The organism is Pontibacter fetidus, assembly GCF_010119545.1.
Taxonomy (GTDB): domain Bacteria; phylum Bacteroidota; class Bacteroidia; order Cytophagales; family Hymenobacteraceae; genus Pontibacter; species Pontibacter fetidus.
Genome location: NZ_JAAEAA010000003.1, coordinates 37,835 through 63,657 on the forward strand (window position 1 = coordinate 37,835; position 25,823 = coordinate 63,657).

General features: G+C 45.0%; 24 protein-coding genes. 9 read left to right on the top strand and 15 right to left on the bottom strand.

All coding sequences use genetic code 11. The annotated features are described in order from the left end of the window. Positions 1-12: 12 nt before the first annotated feature. From rfaE2 to panC, 4 genes are all read right to left on the bottom strand, one after another. The gene (gene rfaE2 / locus GWO68_RS02605; RefSeq protein WP_162344856.1) at positions 13-507 is read right to left on the bottom strand and encodes a D-glycero-beta-D-manno-heptose 1-phosphate adenylyltransferase; all 495 of its coding nucleotides are present in this window, start codon (positions 505-507) and stop codon (positions 13-15) included. Beyond that, positions 491-1,537 (bottom strand): lysylphosphatidylglycerol synthase transmembrane domain-containing protein, encoded by a 1,047-nt coding sequence (locus GWO68_RS02610; protein WP_162344857.1) that lies wholly within the window; start codon positions 1,535-1,537, stop codon positions 491-493. Before GWO68_RS02610 ends, rfaE2 begins: the two co-directional genes overlap by 17 nt. Positions 1,538-1,546: 9 nt before the next feature. Then, entirely contained in the window at positions 1,547-1,894 is a 348-nt protein-coding gene (gene panD, locus GWO68_RS02615; protein ID WP_162344858.1) for an aspartate 1-decarboxylase, read from the bottom strand. An 87-nt stretch (positions 1,895-1,981) separates the two neighbouring features. Then, complete coding sequence (gene panC / locus GWO68_RS02620) at positions 1,982-2,836, bottom strand: pantoate--beta-alanine ligase (protein WP_162344859.1); 855 nt, start codon at positions 2,834-2,836, stop codon at positions 1,982-1,984. 134 nt (positions 2,837-2,970) lie between these two features. Here panC and GWO68_RS02625 point away from each other — a divergent pair, with 134 nt between their 5' ends. The 3 genes from GWO68_RS02625 to glmS all read left to right on the top strand — a co-directional run bounded on the left by GWO68_RS02625 (position 2,971) and on the right by glmS (position 7,048). After that, positions 2,971-3,780, top strand: coding sequence for a glycogen/starch synthase (locus GWO68_RS02625; RefSeq protein WP_162344860.1), 810 nt, complete (start codon positions 2,971-2,973; stop codon positions 3,778-3,780). Further along, positions 3,764-5,143: a DUF4270 family protein gene (locus GWO68_RS02630; RefSeq protein ID WP_162344861.1), complete on the top strand. Its 1,380-nt coding sequence runs from the start codon at positions 3,764-3,766 to the stop codon at positions 5,141-5,143. Before GWO68_RS02625 ends, GWO68_RS02630 begins: the two co-directional genes overlap by 17 nt. Before the next feature lie 69 nt (positions 5,144-5,212). After that, positions 5,213-7,048: a glutamine--fructose-6-phosphate transaminase (isomerizing) gene (gene glmS, locus GWO68_RS02635; protein ID WP_162344862.1), complete on the top strand. Its 1,836-nt coding sequence runs from the start codon at positions 5,213-5,215 to the stop codon at positions 7,046-7,048. A 68-nt stretch (positions 7,049-7,116) separates the two neighbouring features. Here the strand turns inward: glmS and GWO68_RS02640 are convergent, their stop codons facing one another. Then, positions 7,117-7,800 (bottom strand): 3-hydroxyacyl-CoA dehydrogenase family protein, encoded by a 684-nt coding sequence (locus GWO68_RS02640; RefSeq protein WP_162344863.1) that lies wholly within the window; start codon positions 7,798-7,800, stop codon positions 7,117-7,119. A 47-nt stretch (positions 7,801-7,847) separates the two neighbouring features. Between GWO68_RS02640 and GWO68_RS02645 the strand changes: the two genes are divergently transcribed. Beyond that, complete coding sequence (locus GWO68_RS02645; protein WP_162344864.1) at positions 7,848-8,228, top strand: RidA family protein; 381 nt, start codon at positions 7,848-7,850, stop codon at positions 8,226-8,228. 65 nt (positions 8,229-8,293) lie between these two features. Here GWO68_RS02645 and GWO68_RS02650 read toward each other — a convergent pair whose 3' ends face one another. The 3 genes from GWO68_RS02650 to GWO68_RS02660 are packed head-to-tail and all read right to left on the bottom strand — an operon-like array spanning position 8,294 to position 10,135. Then, positions 8,294-8,662 (bottom strand): hypothetical protein, encoded by a 369-nt coding sequence (locus GWO68_RS02650; RefSeq protein ID WP_162344865.1) that lies wholly within the window; start codon positions 8,660-8,662, stop codon positions 8,294-8,296. 20 nt (positions 8,663-8,682) lie between these two features. After that, positions 8,683-9,057 (bottom strand): hypothetical protein, encoded by a 375-nt coding sequence (locus GWO68_RS02655; RefSeq protein WP_235941914.1) that lies wholly within the window; start codon positions 9,055-9,057, stop codon positions 8,683-8,685. Positions 9,058-9,115: 58 nt separating this feature from the next. After that, positions 9,116-10,135, bottom strand: a complete 1,020-nt coding sequence (locus GWO68_RS02660) for a YihY/virulence factor BrkB family protein (protein ID WP_162344867.1) — start codon at positions 10,133-10,135, stop codon at positions 9,116-9,118. 176 nt (positions 10,136-10,311) lie between these two features. Here GWO68_RS02660 and gltX point away from each other — a divergent pair, with 176 nt between their 5' ends. From gltX to GWO68_RS02680, 4 genes are all read left to right on the top strand, one after another. Continuing rightward, positions 10,312-11,856: a glutamate--tRNA ligase gene (gltX, locus tag GWO68_RS02665; protein ID WP_162344868.1), complete on the top strand. Its 1,545-nt coding sequence runs from the start codon at positions 10,312-10,314 to the stop codon at positions 11,854-11,856. A 140-nt stretch (positions 11,857-11,996) separates the two neighbouring features. Beyond that, positions 11,997-12,344: a hypothetical protein gene (locus tag GWO68_RS02670; RefSeq protein WP_162344869.1), complete on the top strand. Its 348-nt coding sequence runs from the start codon at positions 11,997-11,999 to the stop codon at positions 12,342-12,344. Positions 12,345-12,453: 109 nt separating this feature from the next. Further along, complete coding sequence (locus GWO68_RS02675) at positions 12,454-13,221, top strand: TIGR00266 family protein (RefSeq protein ID WP_162344870.1); 768 nt, start codon at positions 12,454-12,456, stop codon at positions 13,219-13,221. 46 nt (positions 13,222-13,267) lie between these two features. Further along, positions 13,268-13,606 (top strand): hypothetical protein, encoded by a 339-nt coding sequence (locus GWO68_RS02680; RefSeq protein ID WP_162344871.1) that lies wholly within the window; start codon positions 13,268-13,270, stop codon positions 13,604-13,606. 314 nt (positions 13,607-13,920) lie between these two features. Here the strand turns inward: GWO68_RS02680 and GWO68_RS02685 are convergent, their stop codons facing one another. From GWO68_RS02685 to lptB, 3 genes are all read right to left on the bottom strand, one after another. Beyond that, positions 13,921-15,408: a GH3 auxin-responsive promoter family protein gene (locus tag GWO68_RS02685; protein WP_162345045.1), complete on the bottom strand. Its 1,488-nt coding sequence runs from the start codon at positions 15,406-15,408 to the stop codon at positions 13,921-13,923. A 183-nt stretch (positions 15,409-15,591) separates the two neighbouring features. Beyond that, a complete protein-coding gene (locus tag GWO68_RS02690; protein WP_162344872.1) occupies positions 15,592-15,849 on the bottom strand; it encodes a four helix bundle protein in 258 nt (85 codons plus the stop codon). A gap of 43 nt (positions 15,850-15,892) precedes the next feature. Next, positions 15,893-16,624, bottom strand: coding sequence for an LPS export ABC transporter ATP-binding protein (gene lptB / locus GWO68_RS02695; protein ID WP_162344873.1), 732 nt, complete (start codon positions 16,622-16,624; stop codon positions 15,893-15,895). Between the two features lie 192 nt (positions 16,625-16,816). Between lptB and GWO68_RS02700 the strand changes: the two genes are divergently transcribed. Continuing rightward, positions 16,817-17,638, top strand: coding sequence for a glycoside hydrolase family 25 protein (locus tag GWO68_RS02700; RefSeq protein ID WP_162344874.1), 822 nt, complete (start codon positions 16,817-16,819; stop codon positions 17,636-17,638). Between the two features lie 57 nt (positions 17,639-17,695). Here GWO68_RS02700 and recJ read toward each other — a convergent pair whose 3' ends face one another. The 4 genes from recJ to GWO68_RS02720 form a co-directional block, all read right to left on the bottom strand. Next, on the bottom strand, positions 17,696-19,402 hold the full coding sequence (gene recJ / locus GWO68_RS02705; RefSeq protein WP_202923648.1) for a single-stranded-DNA-specific exonuclease RecJ: 1,707 nt from the start codon (positions 19,400-19,402) through the stop codon (positions 17,696-17,698). An 838-nt stretch (positions 19,403-20,240) separates the two neighbouring features. Beyond that, entirely contained in the window at positions 20,241-22,055 is a 1,815-nt protein-coding gene (locus GWO68_RS02710) for a tetratricopeptide repeat protein (RefSeq protein WP_162344875.1), read from the bottom strand. Positions 22,056-22,322: 267 nt separating this feature from the next. After that, entirely contained in the window at positions 22,323-24,431 is a 2,109-nt protein-coding gene (locus tag GWO68_RS02715) for a peptidylprolyl isomerase (RefSeq protein WP_162344876.1), read from the bottom strand. Positions 24,432-24,508: 77 nt separating this feature from the next. Then, positions 24,509-25,807 carry a hemolysin family protein gene (locus tag GWO68_RS02720; protein ID WP_162344877.1) on the bottom strand — a complete coding sequence of 433 codons (1,299 nt, stop codon included), beginning with the start codon at positions 25,805-25,807 and terminating at the stop codon, positions 24,509-24,511. Between the last annotated feature and the right edge of the window lie 16 nt (positions 25,808-25,823).

The window sequence follows — 25,823 nt, forward strand, 5'->3', positions numbered from 1 at the left end:
TAGGCATAGTCGTTATCTATTTTCGTTTAACTGGTTCTCTATTTTCTTTACGATGTTTGTAGTGGAATAACCGGTAACCAGCGGAACTGTTTTCACTTCGCCACCGGCTTTCAATACTTCTTCGTGACCTACAATTTGCTCCACGGCATAATCGTCACCTTTTACAAGTACGTCCGGTTTTACGGCTTTAATTAGTTCCAGCGGGGTATCGCTGTCAAACAACACTACAGCGTCCACAAACAAAAGCGATGCCATTACCCGTGCACGTGACATTTCGTCCTGAAGCGGGCGGTTTGGCCCTTTTATACTGCTGATAGAATGGTCGGTATTAAGCCCAAGCACCAGTTTATCGCCAAGTTGTCGTGCTTTTTCCAGGTAGTCTACATGGCCAAGGTGCAGCAGGTCGAAACAGCCGTTTGTGAAAACGATCTTCTGCCCTTGCTTGCGCCACACCTGTAGTTGCTCTAAAAGTTGCGGTAAAGTATAGATCTTATCGGTTGAGTTCATGGTTTGCTATAGTTCTGGTTTCAGGAAGTGCTGCATCTGCCGACGGCTTACGCAACATACCTGCTATAAAACTAAGCACTCCCATGATAACGACCAAAAGGGTTTGAGAAGTATGTGCCAGCAGCGCATAGGCCATTCCGGCTTCTTTAGGCACTCCGTAAAGTAATAACGCAGCTTGTACCAGCAAATGATATACGCCTACCCCGCCTTGTACCGGAGCCGCCATACCTAAACTGCCAACCACCAACACAGAAAGCGCTGCACCATAACCTAGGTTGTTTGTTGCCGGAAGCGCATAAAAAACAACCAGGCTCATGCCGTAGTACATTAGCCATACAAAAACAGTATGACCCCAGAAAGCGGCCTGGTTATCGAGTTTGGTGATGCTAAACACACCCTGTAGCATGCCTTTTACAAACTGCATTGCCTTCTGGAAAAAGGCATTCTCGCGCAGTAGGCTAAGGTAACGCAAGCCAATAGCTACAATAACTATAGCTGATACCAGAAACAGGCCTGCTACCCAGTAAAGCGAGTTTATAGTTTGCTCCAGGTTGCTATACTTGCTTGAAAGCAGTTCCCATAAAAAGTCTTTTATCTGGTTGAATTCGATCAGTAGCGTAAGGCTTACAGCTACCAGCAGCATGATCATATCCACGAACCGCTCGGCTATTACAGTACCAAAGCCTTTGTTTACCGGCAAGCCATCAGAGCGGCGGAGCATGGTACAACGGACTACCTCGCCCATACGGGGCAATACCAGATTGGCCAGGTAACCTACCATCATGGCATTATAGGTATTGGCCAACGAGGGGTTGTAACCGGTAGGTTTTATCTGCATCTGCCAGCGGTAGGCACGACTCAGGTAAGCCACCACTCCCATTACCAGCGACAGGGCAACCCATCCATAGTTGGCATTCTGTAGTTCTGTCCACATTTTCTCGAAGTCGAGCTCCTTTAAGGCATACCACATTAAAAATGCAGATACACCAAGCAGCAGGATGTACTTGAGAAAAGAGAGCAGCTTCTTCATGCAGCGGTATTAAACCAGGCGGTTATGCTGATCCGGGAAAACAAGGGTTGGCTTGTGTGCTTTCGCATCTGCAAACGAGATGCTGCAGTAAGAGATTACAATAACAATATCGCCTACCTGCACTTTACGTGCAGCAGGGCCATTTAAGCAAACAGTACCGGTTCCGCGTTCGCCCTTAATTACGTAAGTCTCGAAACGCTCGCCGTTGTTTATGTTTACGATGGTAACTTTTTCATTCTCCACCACATTGGCGGCGTCCATCAGGTCTTCATCAATGGTGATGCTGCCAACATAGTGCAGCTCGGCCTGGGTTACCTTACAACGGTGGATCTTGGATTTTAAAACCTCAATATACATGGTTTGTAACTAAATAAAGCGCAAAGTTAGGCAATAGGCAGCAGATATACTATGAAACTATAGTCACACTACCTTGTCTCAAACAATTTATACTTCGCTTAAATTCACTACCAGGTTATCGATCAGGCGTACCGGACCTACCTGTGCTGCAATACATAAAGCTACTTCCTGCACATCAGCTATAGTTTCCAGGGGCTGTAAGGTAAGCGGGTCGGCTATTTCAAAATACTCCAGTTCTACTTCAGGCTTATCTCTTAGGTATTCGGCTACAGCTTCTTTTATAGTTGGCAAAGGTGTATGTGCCAGTTGTTTTCTGGCCAGCTCAAGGGCCTCGTGCAAGCTAACCGCAATTTTACGCTGGTCCGCGTTCAGGCGTTTGTTTCTCGACGACATGGCCAATCCATCAGCTTCACGCACAGTTGGGTAGCAAACTAATTCTATATTAAAACCAAGCCCAAGTATAAGCTGCCGAACTATAGCTACCTGCTGCAAATCTTTTTGTCCGAAATAGGCTTTATGCGGCTGCACCATGTTAAACAACTTACCAACTATAGTTGCTACGCCGCTAAAGTGCCCCGGCCTGAACTCGCCTTCCATTACCGTCTCCAGTTTTCCGAAACTAAACTGCAACATAGTGTGTTGTGGATATATAGCTTCGGGAGTTGGCGCAAAAACATAATCGCATCCGGTAGTTTGCAGCAGTTCTACATCGGCGTCTAATGTGCGCGGGTATAGTTTGTAGTCGTCAGGGTTATTGAACTGAGTCGGGTTTACAAAAATGCTGCAAACCGTAATTTCGTTATCTTTTGCCGATGCGCGCAGTAGCTGCAGGTGGCCTTCGTGCAGGGCACCCATGGTTGGTACAAAGCCAATGCTTTTGCCACTACAGCGCAGCGCCTGCATTGTCTCGCGAAGCTCGTTTACCTGCGTAATTACTTGCATATGTTGTGTTTCAGGGTTAAAACTGTAAAAGCCGGCAAAAGTAAGTCACAGCAGATAAAATTGAAAATTAGAATAAAAAATACTAATTTTGCACGTCCCAATACTGTTGCCTTTTAATTTTTAATTACAAACTCATGTCAAAATTGCGAATTCTGTACGCCGCCACCGAGATCCTTCCCTTCCTTCAGACCACAAAAGTAGCAGAGTTTCTGAACACACTGCCACAGGCGATGCAAGAAAGAGGCATGGAGATCCGCATCTTTGTACCAAGGTTCGGTATCATTAACGAGCGCAAGAACCGTTTACATGAGGTTGTTCGTCTTTCAGGCATCAACATCGCTGTTGGCGACGACGAGAAACCACTGGTAATCAAAGTGGCTTCAATCCCGAATGCTAAATTACAGGTATATTTTATCGACAACGAAGACTATTTTCACAGAAAGTCCGTTTTTGTTGACAAGAACAACAAGTTTCACCAGGATAACGACGAGCGTGCTATCTTCTTCTGCAAGGGCGTGCTGGAAACCGTTAAGAAACTTGGCTGGGCTCCGGACATTGTGCATTGCAACGACTGGATGACCGGTTTGATACCAATGTACCTGAAAACAACTTATAAAAAAGATCCGATCTTTAAAGACTCTAAGTCGATGTTTACGGTGTATAACCACAACTATACACACAAGTTTGCAGACGACCTGGCTGAGAAAGTAAAGATGTTGGATATTGATGACAGTATGCTGGGCCACCTGAAGTCTGCTGATATCGACAGCTTCCTGAAAATAGGTATGGAATATGCCGACTCAGTTATCAAAACAAACGAAGATTTCAGCGACAACATCAATGCCCTGTTCAGCGATTTTACTGCCAAGAACATCAGCACTGTTAGCGCCGACGACACCCTTTTAGATTCATACTATAATCTGTATAATGAACTTAGCCGTTAGAAGATTTACCCTTTTCTTCTTTTCCCTTGCTACACTTGCATCCTGCGAAGACCCATCTGACATAGGCTTAGACCTACAAGATGAAAACCAGATCGGAGCTTTTTATACCGATACGCTAACTGTAAATTCAGGCACGGTACTGCATTCAGACTCTGTGCTTGCCTTTAGGCAACTGCCACTTTCTATTGGTGGTTACCAGGATGCAACGCTGGGAAATGTTAAGGCAACTGCATTTACAGAATTAGGATTGTCGGGCGAAAGTGTATCTTTTGGTACAACTCCGGTAGCTGACTCTTTGGTACTGAGCCTGGACTATTCAACAGATATTTATGGTGCTAAAGGAATTGCTCCCCTTACATTAAGTGTACACCGCCTTACAGAGAACTTCCAGGATAAAGCATCTTACTTTACAAACTCGTCTCTGAGCTATGATGGTGATGCACTGGGTAGCGTAACTTTCCAGCCAAAAGTTTTTGTAAACGATACAACAAAAGCGGAGACAACCAAACCTGCAAGAATACGTCTTGACCTGGCGCTTGCCAACGAATTGCTTGAGCAGTCCGGCAAAGACCCGTTAAAAGATCAGGCTAAGTTTGTACAGTTCTTTAAAGGCATAGCTATAGTTCCGCAAGCTGACCCGCGCGTATTGATCGCTTTAAATACCAGTTCCAGCAAAACAAAGCTTACGCTTTACTATAAAAACGGTACCGAAAAAAAGGAGCAGAACTTTTTTATGGGCGGAACCAGCATTCGTAACTTCACCAAAATTGAAGCAAACCGCACCGGAACAGCACTGGCAGGCCTGTCAAAATACGAATTACTTAAATCTTCAGAAACCGGAGACGAGATGTATGTGCAGGCGGGCACACAATTGCTTGCCAAGCTTAGTATACCTCACTTAACCAAAATGAAGGAAAAGTATGGTAACATCGTAATTAACAGGGCAGAACTTGTAGTACCTGTTAAAAATAACTCCTTCGAAACGCTTACAGCACCCGAGTATCTGGGCATTTACGAAACCAACAACTCTAACCGCATACTTTACACCAACAAGGGCATCCCGAAAACGGTACCAGTTGACAACCCAAATGCATTAGATTCTTATGCCTTCCCGACTGCGTTAGCTCTGGTAAAAAAAGAAGACACAAAAGAGGCAAACTATAGAGTAAATGTAACGGCTTATGTGCAGGCAATTATAGATGGCAAAAAGCCAAACAGCAGCTTACTGATTACACCTGCAAAGTTCCAGCCTGGCACGAGTGGTAATTCGCTAAGCAACGAAAGTGTGCCTAAAAGGGCTATCCTTGTTAATACTGCCGATAGAGGTGTGAAGCTGCGTATTTACTTCTCAAAACTGGATTAAATTATATTATAAAATATTTTTAATAGGTACCTTTGCGGGTACCTATTATAGTTTATATACAACAGACTTATGTGCGGAATTGTAGCATACGTAGGGCATAGAGAAGCTTGCCCAATAATTATTAAAGGCCTTAAGCGCCTGGAATACAGAGGATACGATAGTGCTGGTATAGCCCTGATGAATGGTGAGCTGAACGTTTACAAGAAAAAGGGTAAAGTTAGCGAACTGGAAGGGTTTATTGCTGACAAAAATGTACATGGCAATATTGGCATGGGCCATACGCGCTGGGCAACCCACGGTGAGCCAAATGATGTAAATGCACACCCGCATTACTCTACATCAGGCAAAATCGCCATTATTCATAACGGTATTATAGAGAACTATGCAGCCCTGAAAACGCTGTTACTTGAGAAAGGCCATACGTTCCAGTCTGACACCGACTCTGAGGTTTTCATTAACCTGATCGAAGATATCCGCACGACAACAAACTGCACATTGGTAGAAGCAGTACGTTTAGCTTTACATGAAGTAGTAGGTGCTTACGCTATAGTTGTTTTATCAAAAGATGATCCGAACCACATGGTGGCAGCCCGTAAAGGTAGCCCGCTGGTAGTTGGTGTTGGCGAAGGCGAGTACTTCTTTGCTTCTGATGCTACTCCGATCATTGAGTATACCAACGATGTGATTTACCTGAACGACTATGAAATTGCCGTAGTTAAAGATGGTAAGTTAGATATCCGTACAAAAGAGGATGTGCAGCAAACACCTTATATTCAACGTCTGGAGCTTGCCTTGGAGTCGATTGAGAAAGGTGGTTACGAGCACTTTATGCTGAAAGAAATATTTGAGCAGCCTCGCTCTATATTGGACAGCATGCGTGGCCGTATGATCGCGGAGAATAACCATTTAATGATGGGCGGTATCCGTGAGTACGAAAATAAATTCGCAAATGCCCAGCGTATACTTATAGTTGCCTGCGGTACATCATGGCATGCCGGCTTGGTAGCAGAATACCTGATCGAAGATCTGGCCCGCATACCGGTTGAAGTAGAATATGCTTCAGAGTTCCGTTATCGTAACCCGATCGTAAACGAAAACGACATTGTAATTGCTATTTCACAGTCTGGTGAGACGGCTGATACGTTGGCAGCTATAGAACTTGCGAAATCTAAAGGTGCTACTATTTTCGGTATCTGTAACGTGGTAGGTTCATCTATTGCACGTGCTACTGATGCTGGCGCTTATACGCACGCTGGTCCTGAAATTGGTGTGGCTTCTACTAAAGCGTTTACAGCACAGGTTACTGTACTTACGCTTATTGCCATGATCATCGGTAGCAAGCGCGGAACTATAGAAACCAGCAAACTACACCAACTGATCGCTGAACTGGAGCAGATACCTGCAAAAGTAGAAGAAACACTTAAGCTGGATAAGCAGATCGAAGAAATTTCAGCTATCTATAAAGATGCTACTAACTTCCTGTACTTAGGTCGTGGGTATAACTTCCCGGTTGCCCTGGAAGGCGCGCTTAAACTGAAAGAGATCTCTTACATACATGCCGAAGGTTACCCAGCCGCAGAAATGAAGCACGGGCCGATAGCGCTAATAGATGAGCAGATGCCAGTTGTAGTTATCGCTACAAAAGACAGCTCTTACGAGAAGATCGTATCGAATGTGCAGGAAGTAAAGGCGCGTAAAGGAAAAGTGATTGCTGTAGTTACCGAAGGCGACACAACTATACCTGCCATGGCTGACCACGTGATCGAGATACCAGAGACAAGCGAGCACCTGATGCCACTATTATCTGTCGTTCCGCTTCAGTTGTTATCTTACCACATTGCAGTAATGCGCGGTTGCAACGTAGACCAGCCTCGTAACCTTGCAAAATCAGTAACAGTAGAGTAATTACTACTAACTATAAAACAAAAAAGGAGACCCGAACAGGTCTCCTTTTTTATGCTTGCAGCTATAGTTTATACTTCGAACTTCTGGCCTGTTAGGTATTTTGTTTTAAGCAAAGGGCAGACTTTGTAGCGTTCTTCTTTTGTGTCTTCGTAAACGGCCTGCAGCAAATTATACACATTAGCTATCCCTATCAGGTTAGCCCACTCAAAAGGACCTTTCGGGTAATTGGTACCCAGCTTCATCCCCAGATCAATGTCATTTATACCTGCAGTTCTTTCCTGCAAAGTATAGCAGGCTTCGTTAATGATCATGCAAAGTATACGCGGCGTAACCATGCCCACGCGGTCAGCAACAATTAGGTAATCTGTTCCCAGTACACTACATACCTCTTTCAGTTTTGCTTCGCAGCCATCATGTAGCAGGCTTACTTCCAGCACCGGGCGGTTAAAAAGCGAAGGCAATCCGTTAAAGCCAATTAAAGTACAGGGTCTATCCGCATTTGCTTCTTTCACCAGCGCCGCTAATTGCATGGTTGCTGCATTACAGAAAACTACTTGTTCGGGGGCGTAATAGCTCAAACGTTCCGGTTGCTCATGCAGCAGAAAATCAAACACTACATCAGAAGGCTCCAGTTGCTCATCAATTATATTATGGCTCTGCAGGAACGTGTAACGTACGCCGTTATCAGTTTCCGGAAATTTCTGCCTAAACTCTGCGGCCATTTCGGGGCCAGCCAAAACAAGTATGTGCATAATTCTGTACTTTTGATGGTAAAGATAAACATTTAAACTTATTCAGAATGGCACATACTATAGTTAACGCACAGAATGCTCCTGCCCCGATCGGGCCTTACAGCCAGGCAACTATGGCCAACGGCGTACTTTATGTTTCGGGTCAGATACCGCTAAACCAACAGACCAGCGAACTGGTGACTGGCAGGATCGAGGACGAAACGCACATGGTGATGAAGAACCTGCAGTTTATACTTTCAGAAGCTGGCATGGATTTCAGCAACGTAGTAAAATGCAGCATTTTTGTAAAAGACCTGAACAACTTTGGTAAGATAAACGAAACCTATGGCAGCTACTTTACCAGCAACCCTCCTGCCCGCGAAACTGTAGAAGTTAGCCGCCTGCCAAAAGACGTGAATGTGGAGATTTCCTGTATTGCAGTGAAGTAATTACTAACTACAAACAAAAACGCCTTCAAGTTATTTTGGGAGGCGTTTTTGTTTGTAGCTTATTTCTAGTTAAGCGGCTCCGGATCGTCTTTCAGGTATAGCTTTATATAAACTGAATCGCCTTTGGATATAGTAAGCTTATCCAAGCCAGTTTCCAGCTTAGAAATATATTTTGCCCTGATTTTAAAGTCGCCCGGCTGAACAGTTATAGTTGTATCAGCTAGTTTGTTTGCGGGATCAATAACTACATTGTTGATGTAATAGAATGCAGGTGTTCTTTCCTGTTTATCCTCAAAGTGATAAGTGCCTATGGTTATATAACTTCCGCCGCCTTTCGACTTCAGTCTAATAATCTCAAAGCTATCGCCAAGGCTTTGGATTTTACTGCTTGAACAGGCAAATAGAAATAAAGCGAGCAGGAAATAACGATACATATAGAGTAACTATAGTTGTATTAATTCAGGTAAGAGAAGGTCAAATCGACCTTTAAGCTACCTTCGATAGCCTTATATGGTTTGTACCTCAATTCGTAATCAGGACTATACCAGTCACTGTTATAAATGACTTTATTAACCTTCCCGGCCAGCAACTTTACATTACCAATCATAGCGGTATCATTTATACTTCCGCGCACTACTATTTTCAGGTTATGCACATACTCATCAGCCCTAAGCGGGGCAATTACTTTATAGTTGTGCGGACTGCTGATCTGATCTATAACTATAGTTTCAGTTTCACTTCCTCCAATAGAAAGGAAGGTCATAGCTGCAAATCCGATTAAACCGGTTAGTAGAGCTATCGCAATCCAGATTATATTACGGGCTCTCATATAAGTATAAAAATATAAATTTTTACCACTTTACCATAAAATTGCCAAACTTTTAATTCTAAATATTTGCTCCCTGTTCTTTCTCCGTTTCTTCTGGTGGAACTATAGGCTCTTCTTCGCCACCATACACTTCCCGTTCGTGTTTACCGGGTTCTGCGTTTACAGCTGAGTTGCCTACTTCAATTTCCTGCCTTATAACACGCACTGCGTAAGTAGCCGGGTAAATATTATGCCCGTATTTGCGGGAGTACACAAACGTGAAAACCGCCCCGAAAAAAATGATCTGGGAAGTAAAGAAAACCCAGGTTAAAATGATCACGACAGAACCAGCTGCCCCATATACCGAAGCTACATCATTCTTGCCCAGGTAAAACCCGATAATCCCTCTGAAAATCGAAAATAGCAGTGCTGTAACTATAGCTCCCACCCACACATCACGCCATTTGATCCTGGCATCCGGAAGAAACCTGTAAATGCAGCCAAACAGGAAGGACATCATCACCAGACTCGACATAAAATTAGCCAGGTGCAGTACATACACGATCCAACCTGAGAAACGAGCCGTCAGGAAATCGCCGATGATAACCAGCACAGTGTTCGCCAGTAACGATAGTAAAAGGATGATCGCAATAACCAGGATCATCCCGAAAGAAAGAAACCGGTCGAGCAAGAGTTTAAGGTAGCCACGTTTAGGCTTGGGCTTTACATACCATATTTCGTTCAGGGAATCCTGCAGGGAGACAAACAAGCCGGTTGCGGCAATAAACAACGCCACGCCGCCAACTATAGCCGCCAGGTTCAGGTTAGTGAAAGCATTTACATTTTCCACCATCTTCTGCACGGCATACGCCCCTTCCGAACCTATCAGTTCTTTTATTCTATAGTATATCTCCCCCGATACGGCCTGCTCTTCCAGGAAATAGCCACTGGCACTAATGATGATGATGAGCATTGGCGGCAGCGCAAAAATGGTATAGTATGCCAATGCCGCTCCCTTCTGAAAAGAGTTGTTATCCAGGAACTCCAGCCAAGTTTCCTCGAGCAGGAGCCAGATCATAAGAAGTCGGGAGCGTACCATCCGGGCCGGTTTTAGCTATGCGTACTTACGCTGATACGCAAATACCTGATATTGTTTGTACTTGCGCTTTATGTATAAAGGATAACATGAAACGAAGCTGCCGTTTATACTTACGATTACGTACTTTATTTTGTAAATTGCGCCCGAATTAGACGATTACCAGAAGACGACCATACATGGAAAGAGAAGTTAGAGTACGCTTTGCACCAAGCCCAACCGGGGCGCTTCATATAGGCGGTGTTCGCACGGCCCTTTACAATTACCTGCTGGCCCGCAAAACCGGTGGTAAAATGATACTTAGAATAGAAGATACAGACCAGAATCGTTTTGTGCCAGGTGCCGAAGATTACATACGCCGGTCGCTGGAGTGGTGTGGAATTGAGCTGGATGAAAGCCCATGGAATGGTGGCCCGTATGCGCCTTACCGCCAGTCGGAACGCAAGCCAATGTATATGCAGTATGCCCTACAGTTGGTGAACGACGGCCACGCCTACTATGCTTTTGATACTGCCGAAGAACTGGAAGCGATGCGTGAGCGACTGAAAGCTGCCAAAGTAGCTACGCCACAGTACAACGCCATTACGCGTGCCACTATGCGCAACTCGCTTACCATGCCTGAGGATGAAGTGAAAAAGCTTCTGGAGTCTGGTGCACCGTATGTGATCCGTTTAAAAGTACCGCGTAAAGAAGAGATTCGCCTGAAAGATATGATCCGTGGCTGGGTTATGGTACACTCTTCTTCTATAGATGATAAAGTATTGATGAAGTCGGATGGTATGCCAACCTACCACCTGGCTAATATTGTGGATGACCACCTGATGAAGATCACGCACGTGATACGCGGGGAAGAGTGGTTACCGTCTGCGCCGTTGCACGTGTTGCTTTACCGCTACTTAGGTTGGGAAGATACCATGCCTGAGTTTGCCCACTTACCATTGTTACTTAAACCAGACGGAAACGGAAAACTTAGCAAGCGCGACGGCGATAAGCTGGGCTTCCCGGTATTCCCGCTGCACTGGCAGGATCCGTTTACAGGTGAGATTTCTTCTGGTTACCGCGAGGCTGGTTATTTACCGGATGCCTTTGTTAACTTCCTTGCTTTCCTGGGCTGGAACCCGGGCACGCAGCAGGAGATCTTCTCGATGCAAGAACTGGCAAACGAGTTTACAGTAGAGCGTATCGGTAAGTCTGGTACACGTTTCGATATTCAGAAAGCCCGTTGGTTTAACGAACAATACCTGCGCGCCAAACCAGACAGCGAACTGGCAGGTTACCTGCTAACTGCGCTGGAAGAGCATAACATTGATTGCACACACGAGAAAGCCGCCAAAGTTGCCGGACTAATGAAAGAGCGTGTGAGCTTCCCGCAGGATTTTTGGAAAGAGGCCGCTTATTTCTTTGTTGCCCCTGAAGAATATAACGAGAAGGTAGCTTCTAAAAAGTGGAATGCCCAGTCGGTTGCTGTGTTTGAGCAGTTTAAGAACGAATTGCCAACTATAGCGGACTTTAATGCTGATTCGGTAAAAGAGCTGCTGACAACTATACTGGAACGTAACGGTATGAAGATAGGCCAGGTAATGCAGGCGCTTCGCCTTGCTGTAACCGGCGCCGAAGCTGGCCCGGACCTGATGCAGATCATCGAGATAATTGGTCGTGAGGAAACTATAGCCCGCATCGAAACGGCTATTGCCAAGCTTAGCCAGTACGCTACTGCCGAGTAAGCAACTATAGCTTTAAACAAGAAGGCTGATCCGTTAACCGGGTCAGCCTTTTTTATTGCTGCAAACTATAGCTGGCCACACCAACCGTAACTATTTGCCTTTTTCTACTTATAACATCAGGGAATATAAACTATAAGATCATGGCTAGAAATAAGAAACCCGATAAGAGTAAAAAGAAATCCAAAGTGCATAAAGACCTTGAGGGATTTGAAATAAAGGTAAACGAACACGGAGAGATCATCTCTAACTATAGTATTGACAGAATAAACGAGTTCCTGAACAAAAATGTGGATGACAAAAAACTCGTAAAACGCGACGCTGCAGAAAAAGCCAAACGCGAAGAAGAAGAGTATCATGTAGAAGAGGGCGAAGAAGTAGAAGAAACCGACGAGGACTTTGTACGAGGCACCAGTTCTGTATCGGATGACGAAGATGACCTGCCTGTTAAACCAAAGCGGAAAGCCGACGAGGATGAGGAAGAAGATTAACTATAGTTTATAGTTCTTTCCCTAACCAAAAGAGCAAGTTTAACTATAGTTGCCGGTCAATTTCTGCTAATTTATTATCTTGCTGTACTATAACTAATCAGGATAAACTATGAGAAATTCACACGAAATTGACTACAAGATTTTTGGCAACGACATACAGGTGCTGGAGATTGAACTGGACCCGCAGGAAACAGTAATTGCCGAAGCCGGCGCCATGGTGTACATGGAGGAAGGCATCGATTTCCAGACCAAAATGGGCGATGGGTCCAGCCCAAGCCAGGGATTTTTAGGAAAACTGGTATCGGCAGGTAGCCGCCTTATTACTGGCGAATCGCTGTTTATGACGCACTTTACCCACATGGGGCATGGCAAAAGCCGTGTGGCCTTCTCCGCACCTTACCCGGGCACTATCCTTCCGGTTGACCTGACAACTATCCGTAACCGCACGCTTATCACGCAGAAAGACGCTTTCCTGGCAGCTGCACTAGGCACAAAACTGAGCATCCATTTTAACCAGCGTTTAGGAGCAGGTTTCTTTGGCGGCGAAGGCTTTATTCTGCAAAAGATGCAGGGCGATGGCATGGCCTTTATACACGCCGGCGGAACTATAGTTGAGAAGCAGCTGAATAACGAAACCCTGAGAGTAGATACAGGCTGCGTAGTGGCTTTTGAAGAAGGGATAGACTTTAGCGTGCAGCGCGCCGGCGGACTGAAATCGATGATATTTGGTGGTGAAGGTCTGTTTTTAGCTACATTGCGTGGCACCGGCCGTGTTTGGCTGCAGTCTATGCCGGTTAAGAAACTGATTCAGGCACTGATGCCACAAGGCGAAAACGCCCGCAAAGAAGGCAGTATTTTAAGTAGCTTTTTGGAGTAAGTTCATAGTGTGCTTTATACCTTACCCATAAACTACCTCAAACTTTATGAACCGGATAACTAAAATCATAGTTGGAGCCTTTATTGGTCTTTTCTTAATTGCATCTACTATAATTGTTGTTATATCTGTTAAGGTAAAAGATGCAGGTGCTTATAAGGCTTCTCAAAAATATATTGAGACAAATCCAGATGTCCTTAAAGAAACCGGAGAAATAAAGGGCTATAGTTTTTTTACTTCTGGATCAATTGAGCATAACTCTAAAGGTGGCGTTGCTTATTTTAGCTATACAGTTGAAGGAAGCAAAAGCGATTTACCTATTCATATTGTTCTCAAAACAGACTCTCTGGATAATTGGAACGTAATTGATTTTACAATGCTTGAATAAGCTCTAAAACAAGAATGTCTGGTAATTATAAACTTTAAAACTATAATTTATAATTGCACTCGCTCGCCTCTGGCGAGTGTGAGCTACTGGTGGCGTCCCGCCACTTATTCCTTACACATATTTTAAATCGGCCAGAGTCCGCTGTTAACCCACACTCGCGGGACGCGAGCGAGAGAACTGAAAAGTAAACTATAGTTTAAAGATCCGGCTAAAGCTATACTTGCGGCATTAAAGGAACTATAAAACAAAATGTCCGGTAAGTTTATACTTACCGGACATTTTGTTTTATTAACTCAGAAATCAAGACTCAGAACTCACCCAAGATTATTTACCTGCATAATCTCTTCCAGGTATTCGCGGGAGTTGCTCAGGCGTGGTACTTTGTTTTGTCCGCCTAGTTTGCCTTTATCGCGGAGCCAGTTCATAAAAGTACCTTGTGGAGCAGCATGTACAATCGGGCCTTGCAGGGCAATATCGTTCTGGCGCTTAGCATCGTAATCAGAGTTTACTTCGCGCAGGGTTTCGTCGAGGAGATACGTGAATTGCTTCAGGTTATCCGGTGCTTTCTCAAATTCTATCAGCCATTCGTGTCCACCGCGCTTGCCGCTTCCCATATACACAGGCGCAGCAGTAAAGTTGGTGATGATAGCTCCTGTCGCTTCGCAGGCTTTGGTAATGGCGGCTTCGGCATTCTCAACTATAACTTCTTCTCCGAAGGCATTTATAAAGTGCTTGGTACGGCCTGATATCTTGATGCGGTAAGGACTGAGGCTGGTAAAACGGATTGTATCGCCGATTTTATAGCGCCATAGGCCGGCATTGGTAGAGATAACTATAGCGTAGTTCTTTCCTAATTCAACCTGGTCCAGTGTCATCGTTTTGGGGTTTTCTTCCTCAAACTGGTCCATTGGTATAAACTCGTAGTATACGCCATAGTCCAGCATCAGCAGCATCTCATCTTCTGTTCCGGCCTGGTCCTGTATCCCGAAAAACCCTTCCGAAGCATTGTATACTTCCAGGTAATTCATTTTATCAGATGGGATAATCTCTTTAAATAACTGACGGTACGGGCCAAAGGCAACAGCTCCATGCGTAAAGAGCTCCAGGTTAGGCCATACTTCCAGGATATTATTTTTGCCGGTAACTTCCAGAATACGTTTTAAAAGTACGTAGGTCCAGGTGGGTACGCCGCTCATGCTGGTCACATTTTCGGGCACGGTTACCTCCACCATCTTCTCTATTTTCTCTTCCCACTTATCCATCAGGGCTATTTTAAGCGGAGGCGTACGAATGGCCTCGGCCCAGATAGGCAGGTTCTGCATGATAACTGCAGAAACGTCGCCGCAATTTATCTTGGAGTTTATTTCGCTTGGGCGATGACTGCCACCTATACTCAGTCCTTTACCGGTAAACAGCTTGGTTTCAGGGTACAGGTTCACATAGATAGACAACATATCCTTCCCGCCCTTGTAGTGACAATCTTCCAGCGACTCCGGGCTTACAGGTATAAATTTGCTGCGGGCATTGGTAGTACCAGATGATTTAGCAAACCACTCAACTTTACTTGGCCACAGCAGGTTTTGCTCCCCCATCATTACGCGCTCAATGTACGGGTATAGTTCCTCGTAGGTAGTAACCGGCACACGCTCCTGAAACTCACGCACCGACAGCTCATCGCTATAGCCATACTTTTTACCCCATTCTGTCCCTTTTGCGGTATTGATCAGGTTCTGAAACAGCTCGTTCTGTACCTCATGCGGGTACTTCCGAAACAGATCAATGTCATGGATCCGCTTCTTCATTACCCAGGTAACTATAGAGTTAATTATTTCCAAGTTAATTGGTGGCTAAATTGTTGATGGTTAAATTGTTAAATTGTTATTTGTCCACTTAACAAGGCTATTGATTGCTATTGGTAGCTTTTTCAATTCGCCAAGGATATGGTTGTACTGCTCTTCATTAATCAACTTACGTGCTCTTGCCTTCTAGGTCCAGTTAAATGACTCGTACATGGACCCTTGCGCATAACGGTAAAACTTAATTTTATCTTTCTTACCGTATCTACCGAAACCCTCAGCAATATTAGCTGATACGCTATCTATCGCTGTTATATACTGCTCTCCTACTGTATTCTGCGCAAAACGGCTCCAGTTCATTACATTATCCCAGATATAGTTGCTCAGAGCATAGCTTATTCTGTAGGCTTCTATGTCATTTAATTTGAGATATCTTTTCTCTTCCATTTATCTCTTATCAAACAACAATTTAACCATTTAACAATTAAACCTAAATCTTACGCTTAAGCTCAAAGTGCTTACCTAAGTATACACGGCGTACCTGTTCGTCGGCGGCCAGTTCTTCAGCAGTTCCTGACTTCAGAATTTTACCTTCGAAAAGAAGATAGGCCCGGTCAGTGATAGAAAGGGTCTCGTTTACGTTGTGGTCTGTGATAAGGATACCGATGTTTTTGCTCTTCAGCTTGGCAACTATACTTTGTATCTCTTCCACGGCAATGGGGTCTACACCGGCAAAAGGCTCATCCAGCAACACAAAGCTGGGGTCTACGGCAAGGGCACGGGCAATTTCGGTACGGCGGCGCTCACCACCGGATAGTACTACACCTTTGTTTTTGCGCACGTGGGTCAGCGAGAATTCCTCCAACAGCTCTTCTACCTTCTGGCGTTGCTCCTCCTTGGTTTTATTAGTCATCTCTAGCACCGCCATAATGTTTTCTTCCACGGTCAGCTGCCTGAAAACAGATGCTTCCTGGGCCAGGTAACCAACCCCACGCTTGGCACGCTGGTACATAGGCATAGCTGTAATGTCTTCAGTGTCCAGAAATATTTTACCGGAATTAGGCTTTACCAACCCCACAATCATATAGAAAGAGGTTGTTTTACCGGCTCCGTTTGGTCCGAGCAACCCTACTATTTCTCCCTGGTTCACTTCTACGCTCACGTCGTTTACTACATGGCGCGATTTATATTTCTTAAATAAGTGCTCAGCTCTAAGTATCATCTGGCTAAGTTACGGATTATCATATCATACTGCAATGCTGCAACTTTTAGCTATCGTAATGGTGTTGCAGAGGCTAGCTCCTGCTTTTGTACAATTTAACTTTTATAACAATCTTTATAAAAGTTACTGTATCAGCTTGTATGTCAGCAGTTAGTTATTTAAATTAAAATACTTTTAGCCAAATGCCTTTTTATGACGCTTTCTTTACTCCTATCATTAAGCAAACATGCTGCGCTTACCGGCTTGCTTTGGGTTTCATCCCTGGCAAGTTATAATACTGCTGTTGCAGAAAATATTGTTTCTGAAACTATAGATAACGGTGGCGAAACTAATACTACCAACAACGCTACACTCAAAGGTATTGATGTATCGAGGTGGCAAAAAGAAGTAGATTGGCTGCAGGTAAAAGATGCGGGTGTAACGTTTGCCTTCGTAAAAGCTACCCAGGGCGATTTCAGGTTAGATCCTTTTTTTGCGCGTAACTGGGAAGAAACTAAACGCCATGGCATAAAGCGTGGTGCGTATCATTTCTTTAAGCCCGAGGCTCCGATACAGGACCAGATCAATTTGTTTACCAGCACTGTAACTTTAGCTCCCGGCGACCTGCCCCCTGTGCTGGATGTTGAGATTGCTGACCCAAAGATGAGCGGCGAGCAGCTACGTGCCAATATTAAAACCTGGCTCGAAGCTGTTACCAAGCATTACGGCGCCAAGCCTATCATCTATACCAGCCAGAACTACTATCGCCGCTGGTTACAGGGTCATTTTACAGAATATCATTTCTGGATTGCGCGTTACAGCCCTGTGCAACCGGAAGTGCACCACACCGATAGCTGGATGTTCTGGCAGTACACTGACCGTGGTTCGGTATCTGGTATAAACTCGGCAGTAGATATTAACTTTTTTGCCGGCGACATGGATAAATTATCGGAGCTTTGCCTGCCGGAGGTAACGATAGCAAGTGAGCAGGTTAGCCCGTTACAGCAGCTAAAGCATAGATTTCCACAGCCATAACTAGAGCAACTATAGCATTTCAGAAGCAGCCTTTACCCCAAGTACAGGCTGCTTTTTTTATTTAAAGCGGATATCTTTGATAGAAAGCTGGGTGGTGATGTTGCCCCTATAGTTGTTCTCTTCTATGGTATAGCAAACATCAAACGGAATACCTTTGGAGATGTGGTGGTAATAATCGCCGAAACCAAAAGCAATGGCATCGAAGGAAGTATAGCCATCCTGGGTCAGGCGAAGTTTTAGGTGTGTATCGCCCACTACGCGCAGGTTACCAGTATCGTACACACACTCCGATACAAACACAGGGCGCATGTTACCTGGCCCAAACGGCTCCATCTGTTTTATGATCCCAAAAAAGTTACGGGTTATCTGGCTGAAATTGATCAGCGTGTCTATTTCGATCTGGGGGGTTTGCTGCTCTTCGGTGATAGCATTCGATACAAAGTGCTCAAAGCGCTCTCTAAAGGCCGGAATATTCTCTATTGGTAAAGTTAAGCCTGCTGCATACATGTGCCCACCATACTGATCTAACAAATCAGAGCAGCTCTCTATGGCGCTATGCACATTAAAGCCATGCACCGAGCGCGCCGAGCCCGAAGCTTTACCGTTGGAATGGGTAAGTATAATGGTTGGCCTATAGTATTTCTCGATGCAACGTGAGGCCACAATCCCGATCACGCCTTTATGCCAGTTCTCTTTGTATAAAACAGTTGACTTTGCATTCCGCAGAAAATCATCCTCCTCTATCATCTGAAGGGCTTCTTTGGTAATGTTGCTGTCTTTGCTTCGCCGCTCCTTGTTAGACTCGTTAATGATATCGGCCATTTTAAAGGCTTCATCTTTTGTCTGGGCCAACAGCATGCGCACCGAGTTCTTGGCATCGCCCATACGCCCTGCGGCATTTATACGCGGCGAAAACCCGAAAACTATACTTGTGATATCCATTTCGCCGGTTATTGCTGCAAGCTCTTTTAAGGCATCCAGACCAGGGCGGGTTGGTTGTGGCCCGTTCAGTAATTGTAACCCGAAGTAAGCCAATATCCTGTTTTCACCGGTAATAGGTACTATATCGGCAGCTATACTTACAACTACTAAATCAAGGAAGTTAAAAAGCTCTTCCAGCTCTACGCCGTTTTGCAAACAGAAAGCTTGCAGCAGTTTAAAACCAACTCCGCACCCCGACAGCTCTTTGTAAGGATATGGGCAATCTATTTGTTTTGGGTCCAGTACGGCTACTGCCTGTGGTATATCGTTGTCAGGCAAGTGGTGATCGCAGATAATAAAATCAATTCCGAAGCTAGCTGCATAGGCCACTTTATCCGCAGATTTAATTCCACAGTCCAGGCTAATGATCAACCCGAAACCATGTTCTGCGGCGTACTCTATTCCTGCCGTCGAAACGCCGTAGCCTTCTTTATATCTGTCCGGGATGTAAAATTCTATCTGGTGAGTATAGTGGCGCAGAAAACCATACATCAACGCTACCGAAGTGGTGCCATCTACATCGTAATCACCATAAACCAGTATTTTTTCGGAACGGTGCAGGGCTTCTGTCAGGCGGTTAACGGCACGGTGCATGTCCTTCATCAGGAACGGGTCGTGCAGGTCGGCAATGGATGGGCGGAAAAAAGCTTTTGCTTCCTCAAACGTACAGATGTCGCGCTGACAAAGTATACCTGCAATTGTGGGGCTCACCTTCAGGCTCTCGGCCAGGTTCTTAACGATCTCTTCGGATGCTTGCTGCTTGTATACCCACCTTTTCTCCATAATGCTTCTCGGCCTTGCTATCAGTTCAGGCGTAAAGGTAACTAATTTAAACAGGTTTTAGTTTTTGCCACACCAACACTTTGAATAGGTTAGCCCGAAATTCTATACATTTGTATCAGTACAACAGCCATTGTAGTGAAACGATTCAGAGATTTATTTCATAAGTATAAAGACTATTCTCTTGACCTGGTCATGTATGGGTTCTTCCTTCTTTTTATACTTATTCTTTTTATTTTCTTTAGTTAAGAATTGCCAGACCTTGCAATATGTACAGCTTCTGCTAACGTCTATTGCTATAGTACCTCTTTGTCATCCCGAGAACAGCCGAGGAATCTTATGTGTCCTATAGCTAAAGTCTAGAGTTCTTACTTTGTCATTTCGAGCGTAGTCGAGAAATCTATCTCAGCATATAGTTCCTGTTTTCTGAAACTTTAACCAAGCCATCCTTTCAAATCTCCTTCATTCCTGGGAGCTTTACTGACCTATCGTTTCAATTATACTTTGGCTCCCTCACGGCCGGGAGGCCCCGTCTTTGGGCATCGCGCTGCTGCCTTCTTGCTATCCTCGTTCCTCGGATTGCCTGCGGCACCGCAACAAGTCAAAGGCGCTCAACCCAAAGACTGATATCTTTCTACTATTCACCACTAACTATAGTTTGAACTTGCTTGCTTCGAAATTGATCGTGGTAATAATTTCGTAGGGACAGGTCGCGACCTGTCCGCTTCAAAGGCTGTAACTATAGAACTATAGCATCAACTATAACAAAGGTAGAAACTCCCTCTCCTGTTAGGAGAGGGCTGGGGTGAGGTAAAACAATAACTATAAAACTATAGCTTCATTAATTAACGGCATCTCCTCGCAATTTCCGGAAACGTTTACGGGCTTCGGCTACGAAAATGCTACCCTGGTGCTTTGCCAAAAGGTCGTTGTATAATTGTTGTGCTTTGGTGGTGTCTTTCAGGTTCTCTTCGTAAATGTAGGCCATCTTAAACAGGGCATCGTCGCTTAAAATGTCGTATTGCAGATTACCAACTATGTGCTGCAAACTGGCAACTGCTTCCGTAAAATTACCCATCCGCTCCTGTATGCTGGCTTTCTGAAAGTATATCTCATCTGTTAAACTATGGCCGGGATATTTTTTCAGCATGGCATCTAAACTGGTGAGGGCTTGCTGCAGCTTATTCTGGAACACAAGCAATTCTATGGCAGCATATTCTTCCATAGCTGTTGTAGAGGTGTCCAAGCCGGTATTGTCGGTTATGAGCAGGCTAAGATCCATGGCATCGTTGGCAATTTCGCGGCTGGTGGCCAGTTTCAGGATGTCCAGGTGGGCTTGTGCCAGTTCAAAATCTCCTTTAAAGTAACTGAGCCTGGCATTGCGCAACTTAGCATCGTAGCCTATCGGGGTATCTTTATGCGATTTCTCTACTTGTGCATAGAGCAGCGTTGCTTCCCATGGTTCTCCTTTAAGCAAATAGATGTCTCCTAAGGTTAGTTTACTCTCGGCTACCAGGTTGGCGTTGGCTCGCGGCATGGCAATGGCTTCCTGCAACAGTTCTATGGCTTTATCTTTATCATCCAGGTGAAAAGCATATAGGTTAGCCATGTGTTGCAACACTTCTACGGTAGCGGCGTTACGACCAACTTCTGTCAGCAGGGCATCATAGTCTGCAATCAGGGCACGTATCTTTTCTTTATCAACCGGAAACGTATTTTGCACCTGCTCTTCGCGGGCATTTATCAGGCGCTGCCGTGCTACCAAATAATATGGCCCCGACGGGTACTCTGTAACAATGTACTCAAATGCTTCGATAGCGCTTTTATAGTCTTTGTTTTTGGCACTTATCATTCCGAGCTCCATTACCCGGGCTCCCCCGCTGCGGGTGCGTTTGTCTACAGCCCGCGCCTGCATCAGTGCTCCATAAAAGTCCAGTCGCTGCACATATAACCAGATCAGCAGTTCGTTGTAGGATACTTTATCCGGGTATTGCTGCACGCGCATAATCAGCTCTTTCTCAAGCGCATCCAAGGCTTTATCATCCCGAAGACTGTTCTGTAGCATGTTTTGCACATAGCCTATCTCCCCTTCATTCTCCTGCAGCAGGTTCAGCACTTCGGGTATCAGGGCCGTATTTTTTTGGCGATAAGTATAAAGGGCTATCAGGGCGCGGTTATTTTCGATCGGGTTTTTGGTAAGCTCACGGCTACGCAGATAGGCTTTTTCGGCATAATCGTATAGTTCGTTCTGGATAAAAGCACTGGCCACACCTATAGTTGCTTCCGCAGGCATTTGCTGAATGATCTTATTAAACTGCTTTTCTGCGGCTGCTTTGTTTCCCTCGGCCTGGTAAACAATTCCTAAATCTACTTCAAAGTTATAGTTGCCCGGGTTTTGTTTTATACTTCGCTTTACCAGCTTTTCGGCATCTTTATAGTTTCGGAGAGCAAGCAGCGTTTTCAGGTAATCGGGGTAAGTAAGCGAGAACAGGCGTTTGTCGTTTATCAGCTTTTCGTAAAGTGCTTCGGCTTTCTGGTATTCTCCTTTACTGAAATATTCGCGGGCAAGCTCTAACTCCTGCGTTTGTGCCTGTGCTATAGTTGTAACTATAGTTAAGCAGAGTATCAGCAGGTATATTTTTTTGAATGGGGCCATGGGTTTACCTAAAACGAGAATCTGCCTGAATTTGATATAGAAGCTTTTTGTGTTTCTATTACTGAAGTTAACTATAGTTGATACCACGCCCGCTCTCAGGAACACATTTCAAAAGCAAGTATAACCGCGACTGGAAAATGCTGCACAGGTTTATAGTTACCTACAGGCATCTACAACTATAAGTTATCATTTATAAACATGCAATCCTATAAAAACAAAAGAGCCACTCTGTGGGGAGTGGCTCTTTTTATACTTCTGTACCGGGGCTTAGAAGAACTTAACGCGGTTATCTGTAATGTTCGATTTTTCTTTGATGGCTTCGAATGCCTGACCTTCAGTGTTTGCAGCACGCTGGTTAACCAATTGCAGCTTCACACCCGATAGGTCTTTTACTTCAGGCGCTTTTGTAATGTTGTTTAGCTCCACTACAATTACACCACCGTTACCTTCAAACGGAGCAGTACGGCTACCTGGCTTAAGGCCAAAAGTTTTACCAACTGCAACCGGCTCCAGGCCAATGCCAGGTATAGTTCCGGCAGCAAATGTTACATCATCAGCAGTTCTTACCATTGCATCCGGGCCATAAGCCGCAGCCATCTGGTCTACGTTGCCTTTTGTTTTCTGTATCTTCTCGATGATCTGTTTTGCTTTCAGTTCGTTACGAACAGCGGCTGTCAGCTCATCTTTGATATCCTCTACTTTGGCATAACCTTTTTCGCGCTTGCCTGTAAGTACGGCTACCACAAACTGGTCTTCTATCTCAAATACCGGAGATACATCGCCTATTTCAGTGTCTTTAGCATATGTCCAGCGTACAAGCTCACGTGCATTGTTTAGGGCACCGGCAATAATGTTGTTCTTACCGATCTCTTTTACTTCCTGCTTCACAAGCGCTTTGTTCTTAGCAACGTTCGCCTGGAACTCCTCTAAGCTACCGCTTGTACCAGAAAGCTCATCGGCCACGGCATAAGCTGCATCACGGGTAGACTCGCTTGGCTCGATGGCACGCTCTATAGCAGCAATTTTGTAAGAGCGGCTGGTTTTAGGAGCAGTAATTTTTACAATGTGGTAACCATATTCTGTTTCTACCAGCTCAGGCAATAAACCTGCTGAGGTAGCACCAAATACAGCTTTCTCAAAAGCAGGCACCATCTGGCCCGACTGGAACCAACCTAAATCACCACCTACAGAGGCAGTACCATCTGTACCGTGCTGCGCAGCCATCTGGGCAAAATCAGCACCTTTCTGTATCTGACTTAAGATGTCGGCAGCTTTAGCTTTAGCAGCAGCTTTTGCTTCCGGCGTATCGTTTTCAGGCTTTATCAGGATGTGGCTTGCTTTAGCAGCGCTCTTACCACCATCTTTAATATCAATTACCTTGTAAAGTGAGTAGCTCTCAGCAGTAGTATAAGGTCCGTATACTTTACCTTCTTCCAGGGTTACGTTACGAAGCTTCTCAGGCAGTTCGCCCGGTGTTAGGTAAGTACCGTTAAATGGCGTGTCAGAATTGGCATTAACAAAAGCAGAGTCGTTAGTAGCTGTTGCAAATTGCTTTGCGGCATTTGCCATCTCTTCTTCATACGACTTGTTATCTTCCTGCGAGGCCGTTACCGGTATGCTTACATACTCTATGTTACGGCCATCCTCTACTTTATAAAGCTCTTTGTTGCGCTCATAAAAATCCTTCAGCTGTGCATCTGTTACTGAAACCGAAGAGTCAGAAATTGTGAAGTAAGGCACATACAATACTTTTACAGAAGCCATGGCATTCTGCGCGTTAAAGTAGTTTTTGGCTTCGGCTGTAGTTACGTAAACCGACTTGCTAAGCAGGTTGCTATACTTAGTACGGATACGGTCCGTTAATACGCCCTGCTCAAAGTTAGCCCACATTGGTCTGGCTTCAGGCCCCATCTGGTCCATGTTCTGCAGGTACTGGATAACCTGCGCACGGTCAAACTCACCGGTCTGTGGGTTAGTGAATGCCTGCTTTACAGCCGGGTGTATGTTATTACCCTGCACCATATCAGCCATCTCTTCATCTGATACTTCAATGCCAAGGCGCTCGTATTCTTTCTCTAAGGCAATTTTAAAGATCAGCTGGTTCCAGGCCTGCTCACGCATCATGGCAAGTTCGCCTTCGTTTGCGGCCCTACCTGACTGATTTTCGTAATTGGTCTTCATTTGCTGAAATACCTCATCAAACTCCTGGTATTCAATTGTTTCACCAGCTATTTCACCAATCTCGTTGGCGTCGTTTCCAAGAAGCCTTGAGTTTGGCCCAAGCAGGTCGCCGCCCACTACAAATATGCCAAGCCCGATGGCAATGGCGCCTACCGCCCAACCAGACTTCTCTCTAATCTTGTTAATTAATGCCATTATCTATTTAACTTATAAAAAGGATTGTGCAAAATAAGGTTAATCGCGCTAAAATTCAAAATTTTATGCAATTCTGTTTACTGTTTCGGTTCTGCCTGATAATCTGGAGTTTTTACCAGACGTACTGTGTTAATCCGGTTCTCATCCATAGATAATACAGTAATCCGGAACGGAGGCCGGGACACCACATCGCCGGGGGATGGAATTTCGCCTACCTCCGAAAATATAAAGCCTCCCAGGGTCTCGTAATCGCCTTCCGGCAGGCCCAGTTCATACTTGTCGTTCAGGTAATCAATTTCCAGACGGGCGCTCAGCACATAAATGCCTTTTTCCGGGTATACCTGCTCCAGCGAATCATCCATGTCATATTCGTCCTCAATCTCCCCGAAAATCTCTTCTATCACATCTTCAACCGTAACTATGCCGGCTGTTCCGCCAAACTCATCCAGTATCACGGCCACGCTCCGGTGCTCTGATACAAAGCGTACAAAAAGCTCGCTGGCCAGCATAGTTTCCGGCACCAGGCTTACGGGCGCAAGTATATCGGCAATATGAGCTGGCTGCTTAAACATATCTAACTGGTGGCAATAGCCTATTATGTTGTCGATGTTATCGCGGTAAACCAGTATTTTGGAGTGGCCTGTTTCTATAAAAGTCTTACGCAGCAGTTCTACCGAATCGTCCACTTCTACGGCTTCAATTTCGGTACGGGGCACCATGCACTCGCGCACTTTTACCTTTTTAAACTCCAGTGCATTATGGAAAATCTCGGAGTCTACTTCGGGTGCGTTTTGCTGCTCAGGGTGGTACAGGCGGTTTTTGATATAGGCGTTCAGGTCGGTAAACCCAAAAACTGGCTTCTGGTCCGGAAATTCTATCTTAAAAAGCTTTTCAGCTACTACTTTGCTTAGGCTAACTATAAGATAAACGACCGGGTACAACAGGTAATAAAACACAAGTATAGGCAACGCCAGTACCTGCAGCATGCGGTTGGGGTTGATAACAAAAAGGCTGCGAGGTAAAAATTCTGCAGTTAAAAGCACCACTACCGATGCCACCATTACCTGAATCACAACTATAAGCAGGTCGAACTGCAGCTGCTCCGGAAAGATTTGGGACAGCAAGGTATGGATGAGCCCGGCAATGGCAAACCCATAAAGCACAAGTGCCAGCGTGTTACCGATAAGGGCCGTGCCCATTAGCCGCGAAGGGTGCTGCAGCAAATGCCAGAGTATTCGCCCGGATAAGACGCCATTCTTTTCGCTTAGCTCTATCTGCAGCTTATTAGCCGACATAAACGCGATCTCGATGCCTGAAAAGAAAGCAGACAACAGCAGCCCGATTACTAAAAGTATGATCTGATTGGGTTCTATCATTTTATATCAATCCTGG

Bases quoted from the DNA above. Each gene is read 5' to 3' on its own strand.
- panD (WP_162344858.1), bottom strand. From the start codon at position 1,894: ATGTATATTGAGGTTTTAAAATCCAAGATCCACCGTTGTAAGGTAACC.
- gltX (WP_162344868.1), top strand. From the start codon at position 10,312: ATGGAAAGAGAAGTTAGAGTACGCTTTGCACCAAGCCCAACCGGGGCG.
- GWO68_RS02610 (WP_162344857.1), bottom strand. From the start codon at position 1,537: ATGAAGAAGCTGCTCTCTTTTCTCAAGTACATCCTGCTGCTTGGTGTA.
- GWO68_RS02625 (WP_162344860.1), top strand. From the start codon at position 2,971: ATGTCAAAATTGCGAATTCTGTACGCCGCCACCGAGATCCTTCCCTTC.
- GWO68_RS02715 (WP_162344876.1), bottom strand. From the start codon at position 24,431: ATGGCATTAATTAACAAGATTAGAGAGAAGTCTGGTTGGGCGGTAGGC.
- rfaE2 (WP_162344856.1), bottom strand. From the start codon at position 507: ATGAACTCAACCGATAAGATCTATACTTTACCGCAACTTTTAGAGCAA.
- lptB (WP_162344873.1), bottom strand. From the start codon at position 16,624: ATGATACTTAGAGCTGAGCACTTATTTAAGAAATATAAATCGCGCCAT.
- GWO68_RS02645 (WP_162344864.1), top strand. From the start codon at position 7,848: ATGGCACATACTATAGTTAACGCACAGAATGCTCCTGCCCCGATCGGG.
- GWO68_RS02680 (WP_162344871.1), top strand. From the start codon at position 13,268: ATGAACCGGATAACTAAAATCATAGTTGGAGCCTTTATTGGTCTTTTC.
- GWO68_RS02720 (WP_162344877.1), bottom strand. From the start codon at position 25,807: ATGATAGAACCCAATCAGATCATACTTTTAGTAATCGGGCTGCTGTTG.
- GWO68_RS02710 (WP_162344875.1), bottom strand. From the start codon at position 22,055: ATGGCCCCATTCAAAAAAATATACCTGCTGATACTCTGCTTAACTATA.
- GWO68_RS02650 (WP_162344865.1), bottom strand. From the start codon at position 8,662: ATGTATCGTTATTTCCTGCTCGCTTTATTTCTATTTGCCTGTTCAAGC.
- glmS (WP_162344862.1), top strand. From the start codon at position 5,213: ATGTGCGGAATTGTAGCATACGTAGGGCATAGAGAAGCTTGCCCAATA.
- GWO68_RS02630 (WP_162344861.1), top strand. From the start codon at position 3,764: ATGAACTTAGCCGTTAGAAGATTTACCCTTTTCTTCTTTTCCCTTGCT.
- panC (WP_162344859.1), bottom strand. From the start codon at position 2,836: ATGCAAGTAATTACGCAGGTAAACGAGCTTCGCGAGACAATGCAGGCG.
- GWO68_RS02670 (WP_162344869.1), top strand. From the start codon at position 11,997: ATGGCTAGAAATAAGAAACCCGATAAGAGTAAAAAGAAATCCAAAGTG.
- GWO68_RS02660 (WP_162344867.1), bottom strand. From the start codon at position 10,135: ATGGTACGCTCCCGACTTCTTATGATCTGGCTCCTGCTCGAGGAAACT.
- GWO68_RS02690 (WP_162344872.1), bottom strand. From the start codon at position 15,849: ATGGAAGAGAAAAGATATCTCAAATTAAATGACATAGAAGCCTACAGA.
- GWO68_RS02675 (WP_162344870.1), top strand. From the start codon at position 12,454: ATGAGAAATTCACACGAAATTGACTACAAGATTTTTGGCAACGACATA.
- recJ (WP_202923648.1), bottom strand. From the start codon at position 19,402: ATGGAGAAAAGGTGGGTATACAAGCAGCAAGCATCCGAAGAGATCGTT.
- GWO68_RS02655 (WP_235941914.1), bottom strand. From the start codon at position 9,057: ATGAGAGCCCGTAATATAATCTGGATTGCGATAGCTCTACTAACCGGT.
- GWO68_RS02685 (WP_162345045.1), bottom strand. From the start codon at position 15,408: ATGAAGAAGCGGATCCATGACATTGATCTGTTTCGGAAGTACCCGCAT.
- GWO68_RS02640 (WP_162344863.1), bottom strand. From the start codon at position 7,800: ATGCACATACTTGTTTTGGCTGGCCCCGAAATGGCCGCAGAGTTTAGG.
- GWO68_RS02700 (WP_162344874.1), top strand. From the start codon at position 16,817: ATGACGCTTTCTTTACTCCTATCATTAAGCAAACATGCTGCGCTTACC.